Here is a 14,815-nt window from a genome sequence, read left to right as displayed (position 1 = left end):
AAGGTAAGGTAAGGTAAGGTAAGGTAAGGTAAGGTAAGGTAAGGTAAGGTAAGGTAAGGTAAGGTAAGGTAAGGTAAGGTAAGGTAAGGTAAGGTAAGGTAAGGTAAGGTAAGGTAAGGTAAGGTAAGGTAAGGTATATTTTTTTGATGTATAAAAATAAGAAGCCAATGATTATTAATCAATCTTATAGATGAGAGATAACAAAATGATATAAAAAAAACCTGAATAACTAATGTTCAGGTTTTTTATAAAAATTAATTATTTTAATTCTTATCAGTTATGTTTTAAGCTTCTAATTCCTCAGAATCTTCTTCTTTAACTTTGTTTTTAAGAGCTTCGGTAGCATCACCTCTCTTAACAGTATCATACATAATTGGAGTTGCAATAAATAATGAAGAGTATGTTCCTACTACTACACCAATAATTAAGGCAAACATAAATCCTCTAATAGAATCTCCACCAAAAATAAAGATTGCTAATAATACAACTAATGTTGTTAAAGATGTATTTAATGTTCTACTTAAAGTACTACTTAATGATTTGTCAATGACTTTATTAAAAGGCCAATCTGAGTGTTCATTGAAGAATTCACGAATTCTATCAAATACTACCACCGTATCATTTAATGAGTATCCAATTACTGTTAATATTGCGGCTATAAATGCTTGATTAATTTCCATTGAGAAAGGCATTACTTTATATAATAAAGAGAATACACCTAAAACAATTAATACATCATGGAATACAGCAGCTACAGCTCCTAAAGAGAATTGCCATCTCTTAAAACGGAATAAAATATAAAGGAAAACGACTACTAAAGAACCTAATACAGCCCAGAATGATGCAGATTTAATATCATCTGCAATTGTTGGACTTACTTTATAGTACTTCATTAATCCTGCATCTTTTTCAGAATTATCAGTAAAACTAGCATAATCCATTCCATTTAAGTAAGGTTGTAATGCAGTATGTAGCTTCTGTCTAATTTCTTCATCAACTTCTTCTGAAGCTTCATCAATTTTATACTTAGTTGTAATTTTTAACTGGTTAGATCCTCCAAATGTTTTAGCTTGAGCACTTTCAAATACTTCAGGACTAGCTAAAATATCTGTGATTTCGGCTGCATTAACATCTTGTTCAAAACGAACTTGGTATGTTCTACCTCCAACAAAATCTACACCTTGGTCCAATCCATTAGTGAATAAAGATCCTAAGCTAAATAAGATGAATGCTCCAGAGATAATATATGCCACTTTACGTTTTTTTAGAAACGCTACATCTATACCTCTAAATAAGTTTTTAGTTATTCCTGTAGAGAAATCTAGTTTTCCTCCTTTTTCAGCATACCAATCTATTAATAACCTAGTAATAAATATAGCTGTGAATAATGAAGTAAGGATACCTACTAATAATGTGGTAGCAAAACCTTTAATCGGTCCAGTTCCAAAAATAAATAATATTAAAGCCGTTAAACCTGTTGTTATATTCGCATCTAAAATAGAAGACAATGCATTACTAAACCCATCTTTAATTGCTGTTTTTTGATCTTTTCCTTTAGTTAGCTCTTCTCTAATACGTTCAAAAATAAGCACATTGGCATCTACAGACATACCAATTGTTAATACGATACCAGCAATACCAGGTAGTGTTAAAACAACTTCACTAGCTAAAATACCAAAGATTAGTAGAATATTTAATAACATGGCTATATCTGCATATAAACCTGCTTTACCATAATAGAATACCATCCATAATAGTACTAATACTAATGCTATTATAAATGACATTGTTCCGCTTTCAATTGCTTCTTTACCTAATGTTGGTCCAATCTCATCAGATTGAATAATTTCTGCTTTAGCAGGTAATTTACCTGCACGTAATACATTTGCTAAATCGGTAGCTTCATTAAGTGTAAAATCTCCTGCTATTTCAGAGTTACCTCCAGGAATTCCTCCAACTGTGTTTACACCTGGAGCAGAATATACTATATTGTCTAAAACAATTGCAATTTGGCTATCTTGAAGATTAGCTTGTTTTGTCATTTGTTCCCATATTCTAGCACCTTTAGGGTTCATTTGCATGTTTACCACTGGCTTGTTAACCTGGTTGAATGATTGACGAGCATCATCTACAACACCTCCGCTTAATGGTGGGACACCATCTCTAGTACCTTTAAGTACATATAACTCTGTTAATTCGCTATCTTTTCTTGGTTTACCAAATACAAATTTTACATTTTTAAGTTCAGCAGGTAATAGAGCTCTAGCTTCTCTGCTATCAATCATTTCAAGTACTTTTGCTTTGTCTTTTATGTCAAAACTATAGACTATTGGTCCATTTTGGTAACCTGGTGCTTTAACTAAATCGAATAAAGGGTTAATTGCTTTTTTAGTAGTGTCTTCTTCTCCTGTTAAATCACCAATAATATCATCTTCCTCTTTTGTTTGAGTTGAATCTGTCTGAGCGGTTGCATCTTCGGTCTCTGATGCTGTATTAGCTTCTAGCTTATTTTTTAATAATGTATTTACATCTTCAAAGTATTTGTAAAATTGAGCTCCTTTATAGGCATCCCAGAATTCTAACTCAGCAGTACTAGTTATTAATTCCTTAGCACGTTCTACATCTTTTACACCAGGTAATTCCACTAAAATACGACCAGATGTACCTAAACGTTGAATGTTTGGAGAGGCTACACCAAATTGATCAATACGAGTACGTAGTACTTGTAATGCAGAGTTTATAGATTCGTCTATTTTTCTTGAAAGAATTGTTTTTACTTCATCATCCGATGTTCCTATTTGAATTTCGTCTTCTAAAGAACGTGTTGCAAAAATATCTGGTGAAGCTAATGTTTTGTCTCCTTTAATGGCATCAAAAGCGGCATAAAAATCATCTTTATAATCGTTTTGTCCATTTTTTTGAAGCTCGTCTGCGTCTTCTAAAGCTTTTCTAAATGTTGGGTCTTGGCTGTTGTTAGCTAAACCAATTAAGATATCTTTTACAGATACTTGTAAAATAGCTTCTAGACCTCCTTTAAGGTCAAGACCTAGTTTCATAGATTTACTCTTAACTTCAGAGTATGTGTTACCTAAATATACTTTTGTAGTATCATTAACTAAAGAGTCTAGATATTTAGCTTCATAGGCACTTACTTTCTTTTTCCTACCTTCTACTGAAGCGTCGAATTTACTTTCTGCAACTTGGTTTGCTTCACTTTCTATAGAATTATTTTTAAAAGTGAAAGACAATTGGTAAATACTTACCAATCCAAATAAAAGTGCAAAGAGTTTTATTAATCCTTTGTTTTGCATTTTTCTAATGTTTGTGTCAACAAATTTAGTTGACTATTTATGTTTTTTTATATGTGATTTCTATAGCTTTTATTTAGCTATTATTTTATCAAGAAATTGTTTTCTTAATTTTTTTGATTGAGGGAATTACTTATATAAAAGATGGTCCAGCTCTAACTTCTGGAATGTTATGTGAAGTATTATCTATTGCTATTGCAATAGTTTTATTTATTTTTAAAGCAACTTTTGTAAGTTGATTTTTTTCATCTACTAAAACTTCAGGTATATAGGTGTTGAAGTTTGGTGTTGAAGAACGATCGTATTCTTGTTTAAGCTCAAATGCATATTTGTTACTTAAATCTGAAGTAACATCTGAAGCATTTTGAATATCAAATACATCTAAATCGTAGTTTTTTGAAGTATCTTTATTAGGTGTATTTGAAGATTCTTGTTTATACTTATATGTTGTAGTTGATTGATTAACATCTAAACTGATGTTTTTTGAAAGGAGTTGCTTTATACTTTTGGAATCTGTATCGCTATAGTATGTGATTTTAAGCTGTTTATTTCCTTGTTCTTCTACTTGAATGTTATTAATTCCTAGGGCTTGTAGCTGCTTGGTAACAAGAGTTAAGGTTTTTTCAACCTCGCTAGATGCTGTTTTAATATCAGTAAATTGTAAAACAATCTGCTGATTTGGCATTGTTATATGCTCTTTGTGTACCCCAAGTAGGGTAAAGATTATAATTAAAGCACTAACATACCATTTTGCTTTCATGCGCCAAATATAAAAATAAAGACTGTATTTCTATAGTCTTTAAGTAATTATATTATTTATAAATTATTGAGTGTTAAAAAGCTAAAATGTAAAGGGTGTTTTTAAGGATATAACTAAAAAAGAGCAACATTATCGTCGCTCTTTTTTTAATTCAAATGAAGGTGTTTCTTATTGACCATCCATTTTTTCATAACCTTCTGGAGGTGTCATGTTAAATTTATCATCTGCTACAGTCTCTTTTTTTATGTCTGTAACTTCTGTTGTTATAACCATGTTTGTACCCATTTGGCTCATTTTCATTACAACATATAAAGGGAATCCTTTAACTTTTTCAGCTACCATTGAAGTTTGTTGAGATCTAGCTGGGATATCTTCGGTAGTGTACATTTCCATTTCTACGTTTCCAGCATCTTGTTTTAAAACTACTGTATATTGTTTACATTCGTAACCTAAAATAGTTTTGGTCTCTGTACCAGGAGTAACTTGTATATCTTGTACTTGTTTTTCGGCTTCTTTTACATTTTGTAACATGTATTTTTTTCCTAGCATTGGATTGTCCATTAATACTAATACACTCTCAGCGTTTGATACTGTTACAACATCTCCCGACATAGGGTTAGATAGCTCAGATCTTGTTTTATCATTTTTAAAGTAAGTGGTCGTTTCCATAGCTCCCATCATTTCTAATTGAGCTTTAACTTGCTCATTATCGCTAGACATTGTTTGTTTAGAAACAATAACACCTTCAGTTATCTTTTTTTGAGCAGATACCATAACTGTTAATGATAGTGCTAGTAATGTAAATACTTTTTTCATTTTATTTGTTTTTATTAATCGCATACAATGTAAGTCTTTCTAGTTTTAAAAATGTTACATTATAAATTATTTTTTTAAATAAAAACCTCACAAGTAAGGACTAGTGAGGTTTTGTTATTTGAAATTAGAGTGTTTATTATAGCTCTAATAATCCGTTAGTTTTATTAACGCCTTCAGCACTTTCTGTTAAATGCGCTTTTTCTGCATCACTTAATTCTATTTCAACTATTTTTTCAATTCCATTTGCTCCTAAAATAACAGGAACTCCTATACATAAGTCATTTAAACCATATTCTCCTTCTAATAAGGCTGAACAAGGGTACATTTTCTTTTGGTCGCAAGCAATAGCTTGTACTAATCCTGAAACAGCGGCACCTGGTGCATACCAAGCAGATGTTCCTAATAACTTAGTTAATGTTGCTCCACCAACTTTAGTGTCTTGTTTTACTTGTTCTAAACGCTCTTCAGATAAAAATTCTGATACTTTTACACTGTTTCTTGTTGCATGAGCAGTTAATGGTACCATGCCTTTATCGCTATGTCCACCAATAACCATTCCGTCTACATCGCTTATTGGTGCTTCTAAAGCTTCTGCTAATCTGTATTTAAAACGTGCAGAATCTAAAGCTCCACCCATTCCTATAATTCTATGCTTAGGTAATCCAGTAGTTTTATGTACTAAATAGGTCATTGTATCCATTGGGTTACTTACTACAATGATTATTGTATTTGGAGAATGCTCTATTAAACTAGCAGATACCATTTTTACAATACCAGCGTTAATACCGATTAATTCTTCACGCGTCATTCCTGGCTTTCTTGGAATACCAGAAGTAATTACACAAATATCACTATTTGCTGTTTTAGTATAATCGCTTGTGCTTCCTGTAATTTTAGTATCAAAACCGTTTAAAGAAGCTGTTTGCATTAAATCCATAGCTTTACCTTCTGCAAAACCTTCTTTAATATCTAGTATTACTACTTCTGAAGCGAAGTTTTTTATAGCAATATATTCTGCACAACTTGCGCCTACTGCTCCAGCTCCAACTACTGTTACTTTCATATTATTTCTTTTAATTGTAATTGTTTTTAATGATCGCAAAAGTAGTGATTATTTATCATTTTTAAACTGAAAAACGCAAGGTTTTATCCTTACGTTTCCTAATAATTTACTATTTGTTATATCTTCTAATTTTTAATACTCAACTTATTACAGGTGTATTTTATTTTCTTTAGATGTTTAAATTGTAGTTAACTCCAAAAAGAACATTTGCATAAACACCAATAGTTAGCATTGAATTTATAGAAAGGTTGTTTAAATTGTAATTAACTCCTAAATCTACCTTGAAATTTGTTTTATTATCCTCTAAGGTTGTTAATGCCTGATTTAAAACGGAAAGTAATAATTCTCCATTTCCTCCAATTTTATATGTAAAAGTGCTAATGTTTATACCTAGTGCAGCAGAGATATCAAATGATTTTATTTTTTTTGAAGCCAAAACATTAAATTGTAAGGATTCTCCTTCTACATTAATTGCATTTATGGTTCCTAAAACAAGATTAGCAGGAGTAAACTCGTCACTAACATTATAATTTGAGTAAGATACTAGCCCTGCTAAATTAAATGATGATTCTTTTAATGTAGGTACCCATTGAGAGATATTGTGTTGTAATCCGAATCCAAAAACTTGATAATGAGTTTTATTTATTTTAATTTTTGGGGAATATCTACTTATTAAAGTTGTGCCTTTCCATAAGCCTAGCCCCGCTTGAACTTGGTAATGATTAACATAAGATTGGTCTAAACCTTCTGGAGCATCAAATTCAAAAGTATTGTCATTTATAACGCCTTCAAAAACAACATTGCTTTTTCCGCCTAATGCAGAAGGGATGTGTGTTGTTGTTTCGGTTCCTTTAATAGTTAAATTTGTAAGATTAGATTCTTCTACTAAAATGTTTTGCTTGCTATTTGGGATAAATAATACGTTGGCTTGAAGTGATATTTCTAAATCCCAAAGTGTCTTTTTCTTTGCAGTAGTGTACCAACCTCCTGATGATTGGTATGTTGTTGCTTGTGCAGCGGGTGCTACATAATTGCCAGTAAGGAATATTAAATCGCCTGCAACATTGTCTAAATCTTGATTTTGACTTAGTGTCATTGCAGGCAATAAAAATATTACAAAAATTAATTTATGCATCAATGTTAGCATAAATTGCATTCTTTTCTATAAAGTCTCTACGTGGTGGTACTTCATCTCCCATTAGCATAGAAAATACACGATCTGCTTCTACACCATTATCAATGTGTATTTGACGTAATGTTCTAAATTCTGGGTTCATTGTGGTATCCCATAATTGTTCTGCATTCATCTCACCAAGACCTTTGTATCGTTGAATTTTAGAGCCTTCTCCAAATTCAGAAACAATTTCTGCACGTTCTTCATCGTTCCACGCATATCTCTTTTTTGCTCCACGTTTAATTAAATATAAAGGTGGTGTAGCAATATAAATATGTCCGTTTTCAATTAATTCTTTCATGTAACGGAAGAAGAATGTTAAAATTAGTGTCTCAATGTGACTTCCATCAATATCGGCATCACACATAATTACAATTTTATGGTACCTTAATTTAGATAGGTTTAAGGCTTTACTGTCTTCTTCTGTTCCTATGGTAACTCCTAAGGCTGTGAAAATGTTTTTAATTTCTTCATTTTCAAAAACTTTATGAGTCATAGCTTTTTCAACATTTAAAATTTTACCACGTAATGGTAAAATGGCTTGAAAAGCTCTATCTCGTCCCTGTTTTGCAGTTCCACCTGCCGAGTCTCCCTCTACTAGGTATACTTCGCATTTTGCGGGGTCTTGTTCTGAGCAGTCTGATAATTTACCAGGTAAGCCTCCAATACTCATTACTGTTTTACGTTGTACCATTTCACGTGCTTTTTGGGCAGCGTGTCTGGCTTGGGCAGCAAGTATTACTTTTTGAACAATGGTCTTTGCATCATCTGGATGTTCTTCTAAATAGTCTGCTAACATTTCAGAAACAGCTTGACTTACAGATGCAGAAACTTCTCTGTTTCCTAATTTAGTTTTTGTTTGTCCTTCAAATTGAGGTTCTGCTACTTTTACAGATACAATTGCTGTTAGCCCTTCACGGAAATCATCTCCAGCAATGTCAAACTTTAATTTGTCTAACATTCCAGAACCATCCGCAAATTTCTTAAGTGTATGTGTTAATCCACGACGGAAACCAGATAAATGTGTACCTCCTTCGTGTGTATTAATATTGTTTACATAAGAGTGTAAGTTCTCTGCGTATGATGTATTATAAATCATAGCAACTTCAACTGGAACACCATTTTTCTCACCTTCAAATGCAATAACATCTTTCATTAAAGGTTCTCTAGTTGCATCTAAAAATCTGATAAATTCTTTTAAACCTTCTTCAGAATGGAATGTTTCGCCTTCAAAAGTACCATCTTCTTTAGTTGTTCTTCTATCAACTAAATGAACTGTAATTCCTTTATTTAAATAAGCTAATTCACGCATTCTACTAGCTAAAGTATCGTAGTTATACTCTAGTGTTTGCGTAAATATTGTTGGGTCTGGTCTAAACGTTACTGTAGTACCTCTTTTGTCTGTGTCTCCAATAGCTTTTACAGGGTAAAGAGATTTTCCACGTTCGTATTCTTGCTCCCAAATTTTTCCCTCTCTAAATACTGTTGCTTTTAAATGTGCCGATAATGCATTAACACAACTAACACCAACACCATGAAGTCCTCCAGATACTTTATAGGAGTCTTTATCGAACTTACCACCAGCACCAATTTTTGTCATTACAACTTCCAGCGCAGAAATACCTTCTTTTTTATGAAGGTCTACAGGTATACCACGTCCGTCATCTTCTGTGGTAATAGAGTTATCTTCGTTTATGGTTACAGTTATGTTATTACAGTGCCCTGCTAATGCTTCATCAATAGAGTTATCTACTACTTCATATACCAAATGGTGTAATCCTCTTACACCTACATCTCCAATATACATGGAAGGACGCATACGTACATGCTCCATTCCTTCTAATGCCTGAATACTATCCGCCGAATATTGTGGCTTATTTTCTTCGCTCATAAATGTTATATTATTAGTTTGTTTTTTACACATAAAAAGATGCAACATTGCATCTTTTCGAGTACAAACAAATATACAATATTATCATAGCTTTTTTAAGCTTTTTAAGTGGTTTGGTCTCTTTTTATTAACAATTGTTAATTTCTTAAAATGGGCTTAAATCGCTTAAAAAGACCTTTATATTGGATTTTAGGTGTTTTTTTATAAGCAGCCGTATTGAAAATTGGTAGAAATAGCATAGAGAGGCTAATTTGATATTGAAAAATACAGATGTTTATTATAAATCTAGTCATTGTTTAAAAGAAAATGCTTTGTTTTTATCCATAACAATAGCTATTTATAATGTGGGGTTGTTTCTGTTTTTAGAACACTATTTCTGTATGTTATAACTTTATCTATAGCGTAAAGGAAACAATAGGCGATGGTGTTTTCTATGTGTTTTAATTTAGATAGATTGGGAATACTATCTCTTATACGTATTAATTTTTTCTTCTAAAAGTCATTGACAATAGTGTCACTTACAAATACTAAAAGAATTGATATAAAAACGAGTATATGCAATCCTAAAATTATAAATATTGTAAAGTTTTTGTTTGATGTTATTTAATTGGGTACGTATATTTTTAATATTTAGTTGTACGAAAACAATTCAATTTAAGTTTTGGAATAGGGGTAAGGGAATGTTTCTTGAGGAACGAGTAGTATTTTTTATAAAATGGTATATTTCTTCTTCTTCTTCTTCTTCTTCTTCTTCATAAATTATTTTAGAAGATATGTTGGCATTTACAATAGAAGTACTAATAGTTTATAAAATTTATAGAAACTTTTTTATTTCTCTAACCTTTTTAATAGAAGGTGTGTTTTTTGTTATTGTTTTAATAGATTAGTTCTGTAGGATATAAAATGTTTTTTAAATTTTTTTAAATGTCTGTTTGGTTTCGATTTAGAAAATGCATTAAACTCTATTCTTTTTTTTAGAAGTCCTAATCGTCCAGACATAAACTCTCGCCACAATGAGTTTTCCAGTATGTTAGGTTTATTATTAGAAATCGTTATGTTGTATTTTTTGTAACCTATTTTTAAAATTAATTGATCTTTTAAGTCAATAATATAAAATCTATTATTAATCTTTTTGTTATTCAATTTATTTTTATACTTGAAACCTTGATTAATGTCGAAGAGTAATATATGTGTTTTTGCGTGGCTTTTTTGCTGTTGGGCCCAATCTGTTATTCTCTTTTTTGCCCATTTTTCTTTCATTAAAAAATAATGAACTTCTTCATCTTCCTCTCCTTCGTGTTTATTTAAAATGGCTTTATGTTCATTGCAATAAGCCTCATTAATATTATAAATACAGAAACCTATGGCGTGTGCAGATTTTTTTAATTTAGCCCAATTGTTGTTTTGGGCATAAGATAGACTAGAGAATAATATTAAACTTAATATGAGCTTCATAGTTATAGTTTTAAGTTCTGTATACACAAATATAAGCTAGTACTATTTGTAAAGACAAAAAAAAGACCATAACAGTTTTTGTTATAGTCTTTTGCTTGTACTTGTATTTTATGTTTTTTATAACCTAAAGCCTAGAGATAAAGTAATGTTAGAGTTTGTATTATCTATAGTTGTAGCATCAGTAAGTCCTGTGTTATACAGTTGGTAATTTGTAGAGTGTTTAGCTTGATCGTAGGTTAAATCTAATCTAGTGTTGCCAAAATTATACCCTAAGCCTAAAGAATAGCCAGTTAAATCACCAATAGTGGTTTCGTTTTTATATGGGCTTTCTTCAAAACGATATCCACCTCTTAAGCTAAAGTTTTTTATTTTGTATTCTCCACCAACTTTATAAGTCGCTGCGGCTTGCAAGTTATTACTAATAATAGCGTTTTGTGAAGCAAAATAAGTGTCAGACGTTGGTTTGAATTTAGTATTGCTGTAATCTTTACGAGAATAATCAAAACTAATTAAACCTTGTTGTCCAAAAATATAGGCAAAACTTGCTGTTATTTTTCCTGGAGCTTGTAGTCTATATCTAGGGAAAATATTAATAATTTGTGGATCTACAATTTGTAAAACATCTGAACCTCCTTCTGTTCTTAAAGTTTCTATATATTGTGTAGTTTCTTCTTCTATGCTTAACCATGTTGGTGAATCGTAAGATAGTCCTAAACGTAAAGCATTAGATACTTTATATATACCTCCTAACTGAAACGAAAATCCTCTACCAATAGTAGATAAGTTGTTTTCAAAACCTACTTGGGTAACAACAGATCCAGCATTAGCATTTTCTTCATATAAAAAGGTAGTACGCTCATAATTTAAAAAATGAGAATTTAAGTTTAAACCTAAGTATAAGTTATCTGTATACTGTGCTCCTATATTAAAGGCTATTTTTCCATTATAACCTGTAGCGGCATAATTGTACTCTTGATTAAAATTTCCTGCGGCAATGTTGGAGTTATATACCGTATTATCATCATCTAATGTTTCAGGTTCTAATATATAAGAGTCATATCCTAAATAGGCTTGTTGGTTTACATAACCATAAGTGTTTCCAATACGAACATAAGCATCTGATGTGCTTTCTTCATCAAACGCAGAGATTTGATCTAGTCTTAGGCCTTGAGCGTTATTTAAAAAGTAACGATCTATAGATGTTGTATTTGTGCCAGAACTAAACCAATCGTCATTATAGTTTTTTGTATTATCATAAGCAATGCCTAATGTTACTTTTTTCCAATTTGAATCTTCTTTATAATTTTTAAAAACAAAAACAGCTCCTCCTTGTTGTAGGGAAATATCTGAGTTTGAAGAATTGTTTCTTCCGTTAAAAAAAGAAGTCTCATTATCATTATTGTAGCTAGACAGAGAAACTGATGCGTAACTATTATTAAATATAGCGGAGCCAGCAGGGTTTAAGCTTATAGCACTTAAATCACCTCCCAATGAGTTAAATGCTCCGCTTAATGCACGATATCGTGCCGTTCCCTGTATGTCTCCGTTACTATATCTTAATGCGTCATTAATGTCTTGAGCGCTAATTATAGGCATAGATAAGATACCTATGAATAGTAATATTAACTTTTTCATATAATTAATTTAATGTCTTAATCGTGTATTTTTTTTTTTTTTGAATTCTAGTTTCTTCTTCTTGAACTTCCTCCTCTGGTAGCTCTAGAAGAACTTGAACTTCTTGGAGCGCTAAAAGATCTGCTAGATCTTTGCGTTCTTGTACCAGAAGACGGCCTTACTCTAGTTCCTGAACTTGGACGAACTCTTGTGCCAGAAGATGGTCTTACTCTAGTGCCTGAACTTGGGCGAACTCTTGTGCCTGAAGATGGCCTTACTCTAGTTCCAGAAGAACTTGGACGAACTCTTGTACCTGAAGATGGTCTTACTCTAGTTCCAGAATTTGGTCTTGTACGTGTATTTGAATCTCTTCCAACTTGTCTTGTTCTTGGCGTTGAAGAAGAGCGTGTTGCGCTAGTTCTAGTTCTTGTGCTTCTTGAAAGGTTAGAGCGTTTTCCTAATACAGATTGTCTACCTAAGTAACCTCTTCTTCCAGATGTATATGCTAAGCCTCTATGTCCATTTCTTCCGTAGTAATTGTATCCGTAATAAGCATTTCCGTATCCGTAAGGAGGACACCAGTAAGGGTTATTAAAGCCAGCATTCCAACCCCAGTTATTCCATCCATAACCAGTATTCCAACCCCAATCTCCCCATCCGAAGCCTGCATTCCAACCCCAGCTATTCCAACGGTTCCATCTATTCCATCCCCAATTGTTCCAACCCCATGGTCTATTCCATGTGTTAAAACCAGTGTTATATACGTTAATTGTTACATCGCTACTAGACTCGCCCCATCCTGCATAACCAGTACTGTTACTAACAGTTCTTTCTTCTTCGGTGTAATCACCTTGGTAAGAGTCTACATCTGTAAATATTTCGCTTTCTTGTTCAGCTAATTCCAGTTCTTGAGATTTTTCTTTAAAGTAGTTTTGATAATAGCCATTAGATGCAGTGGATTCATTAGGAGCTGTTTCTTCTGTTCGTTCAACAGTAGTTTCAGAAGAATCATAAATGCCATCTGTATCTTGACCAACATATTGGTAAGAACCACACGATGTAAGTCCTAATGTTAATCCAATAATAGCTAAAGTTGGTACTTTCTTTTGTAAGTAGTTAATAAATCTCATATCTCTTTCATTTTAATTGTTGAACATAACAAAAATAGTTAGTTTTGTCGAACTATTTATTTTTTTAACATAGTCACAATATTTGTGCCAAAACATTGAATATGAGCAAAAAACTTACGAGTAGAGCAGAGGATTACTCAAAATGGTATAACGAACTCGTTGTAAAGGCTGACTTAGCTGAGAATTCGGCGGTTAGAGGATGCATGGTAATAAAACCTTATGGTTATGCTATTTGGGAAAAAATGCAGGCAGAATTAGATAGAATGTTTAAAGAAACAGGGCATCAAAATGCATATTTTCCATTATTTGTGCCTAAAAGTTTATTTGAAGCCGAAGAAAAAAATGCAGAAGGGTTTGCTAAAGAGTGTGCAGTAGTTACACATTATAGATTACAAAATGACCCAGATAAAGAAGGGAAATTAAGAGTAGATCCTGAAGCGAAGTTAGAAGAAGAGTTGGTAGTTAGACCTACTAGTGAAGCTATTATTTGGAATACTTATAAAGGATGGATTCAATCTTACAGAGACTTACCTTTATTAATTAACCAATGGGCAAATGTAGTTCGTTGGGAAATGCGAACACGTTTATTTTTACGTACAGCAGAGTTTTTATGGCAAGAGGGACATACGGCGCATGCCACTAAAGTAGAAGCTTTAGATGAAGCTAAATTAATGAATAATGTGTACGCAACTTTTGTTGAGAACTTTATGGCTATTCCTGTAGTGCAAGGTGTGAAAACTGAGAGTGAGCGTTTTGCAGGTGCAGATGAAACGTATTGTATAGAAGCCTTAATGCAAGATGGGAAAGCATTGCAAGCAGGAACATCTCACTTTTTAGGGCAGAACTTCGCAAAAGCATTTGATGTTAAGTTTACATCTAAAGAAGGTAAACAAGATTATGTATGGGCAACTTCTTGGGGTGTTTCTACACGATTAATGGGAGCACTTATTATGACGCATAGTGATGATAAAGGATTAGTATTACCTCCAAATTTAGCTCCTAACCAAGTCGTTATTGTACCTATATATAAAACAGAAGAGCAGTTAGCTGAAATTACAGAGGTTGTTAATGGTATAATGAAAGATTTAAGAAGTAAGCATATTACTGTTAAATTTGATAATAGAACAACGTATCGTCCTGGTGCTAAGTTTGCACAGCACGAATTACAAGGTGTGCCTTTACGTATAGCTATAGGACCAAAAGACTTAGAAAACGGAACAGTAGAACTGGCAAGAAGAGATACGCTAACAAAAGAGGTTGTTGCTTTAGAGGCTTTAACAGCTAAAGTGGAAGGTTTAATGACGGAAATTCAAGACGCGCTATTTAAGAAAGCTTTTAATTACAGAACTGAGCATACAACAGAAGTGGATACGTTTGATGAATTTAAAACGGTATTAGAAGGCAAAGGAGGCTTTGTTTCAGCACATTGGGATGGTACAATGGAAACAGAAGATAAAATAAAGGAAATTACTAAAGCAACCATTCGTTGTATTCCTTTAGAAGGAGATGTAAAAGAAGGTGTCTGTGTGTATTCTGGTAAGCCTTCAAAACGTAGAGTATTGTTTGCAAAAGCGTACTAAATGAAATTTTTTTTAAATTTTTTC

10 protein-coding genes are annotated in these 14,815 nt (G+C 32.4%); 1 reads left to right on the top strand and 9 read right to left on the bottom strand.

Annotation, left to right across the window (positions count from 1 at the left end; genetic code table 11):
- Nucleotides 1-284: 284 nt before the first annotated feature.
- The 9 genes from secDF to ACVC08_RS08400 form a co-directional block, all read right to left on the bottom strand.
- Nucleotides 285-3,311 carry a protein translocase subunit SecDF gene (gene secDF, locus ACVC08_RS08440; protein ID WP_452601707.1) on the bottom strand — a complete coding sequence of 1,009 codons (3,027 nt, stop codon included), beginning with the start codon at nt 3,309-3,311 and terminating at the stop codon, nt 285-287.
- A 130-nt stretch (nt 3,312-3,441) separates the two neighbouring features.
- On the bottom strand, nt 3,442-4,068 hold the full coding sequence (locus ACVC08_RS08435) for a hypothetical protein (RefSeq protein ID WP_452601706.1): 627 nt from the start codon (nt 4,066-4,068) through the stop codon (nt 3,442-3,444).
- 168 nt (nt 4,069-4,236) lie between these two features.
- Nucleotides 4,237-4,884: a DUF4412 domain-containing protein gene (locus ACVC08_RS08430; protein WP_452601705.1), complete on the bottom strand. Its 648-nt coding sequence runs from the start codon at nt 4,882-4,884 to the stop codon at nt 4,237-4,239.
- Nucleotides 4,885-5,020: 136 nt separating this feature from the next.
- A complete protein-coding gene (gene mdh / locus ACVC08_RS08425; RefSeq protein WP_452596655.1) occupies nt 5,021-5,947 on the bottom strand; it encodes a malate dehydrogenase in 927 nt (308 codons plus the stop codon).
- A gap of 169 nt (nt 5,948-6,116) precedes the next feature.
- Nucleotides 6,117-7,082 (bottom strand): DUF6588 family protein, encoded by a 966-nt coding sequence (locus tag ACVC08_RS08420; protein ID WP_452601704.1) that lies wholly within the window; start codon nt 7,080-7,082, stop codon nt 6,117-6,119.
- Nucleotides 7,075-9,012: a DNA topoisomerase (ATP-hydrolyzing) subunit B gene (gyrB, locus tag ACVC08_RS08415; RefSeq protein ID WP_452601703.1), complete on the bottom strand. Its 1,938-nt coding sequence runs from the start codon at nt 9,010-9,012 to the stop codon at nt 7,075-7,077. Before gyrB ends, ACVC08_RS08420 begins: the two co-directional genes overlap by 8 nt.
- Before the next feature lie 867 nt (nt 9,013-9,879).
- A complete protein-coding gene (locus tag ACVC08_RS08410) occupies nt 9,880-10,467 on the bottom strand; it encodes a hypothetical protein (protein WP_452601702.1) in 588 nt (195 codons plus the stop codon).
- 117 nt (nt 10,468-10,584) lie between these two features.
- Complete coding sequence (locus tag ACVC08_RS08405) at nt 10,585-12,102, bottom strand: OmpP1/FadL family transporter (protein ID WP_452601701.1); 1,518 nt, start codon at nt 12,100-12,102, stop codon at nt 10,585-10,587.
- A gap of 47 nt (nt 12,103-12,149) precedes the next feature.
- Nucleotides 12,150-13,211, bottom strand: coding sequence for a hypothetical protein (locus ACVC08_RS08400; protein WP_452601700.1), 1,062 nt, complete (start codon nt 13,209-13,211; stop codon nt 12,150-12,152).
- A gap of 101 nt (nt 13,212-13,312) precedes the next feature.
- Between ACVC08_RS08400 and proS the strand changes: the two genes are divergently transcribed.
- The gene (gene proS, locus ACVC08_RS08395; RefSeq protein ID WP_452601699.1) at nt 13,313-14,791 is read left to right on the top strand and encodes a proline--tRNA ligase; all 1,479 of its coding nucleotides are present in this window, start codon (nt 13,313-13,315) and stop codon (nt 14,789-14,791) included.
- Nucleotides 14,792-14,815: the final 24 nt, after the last annotated feature.

The organism is Pontimicrobium sp. MEBiC06410, assembly GCF_053601615.1.
This window is presented reverse-complemented; position numbering and strand designations above follow the sequence as displayed.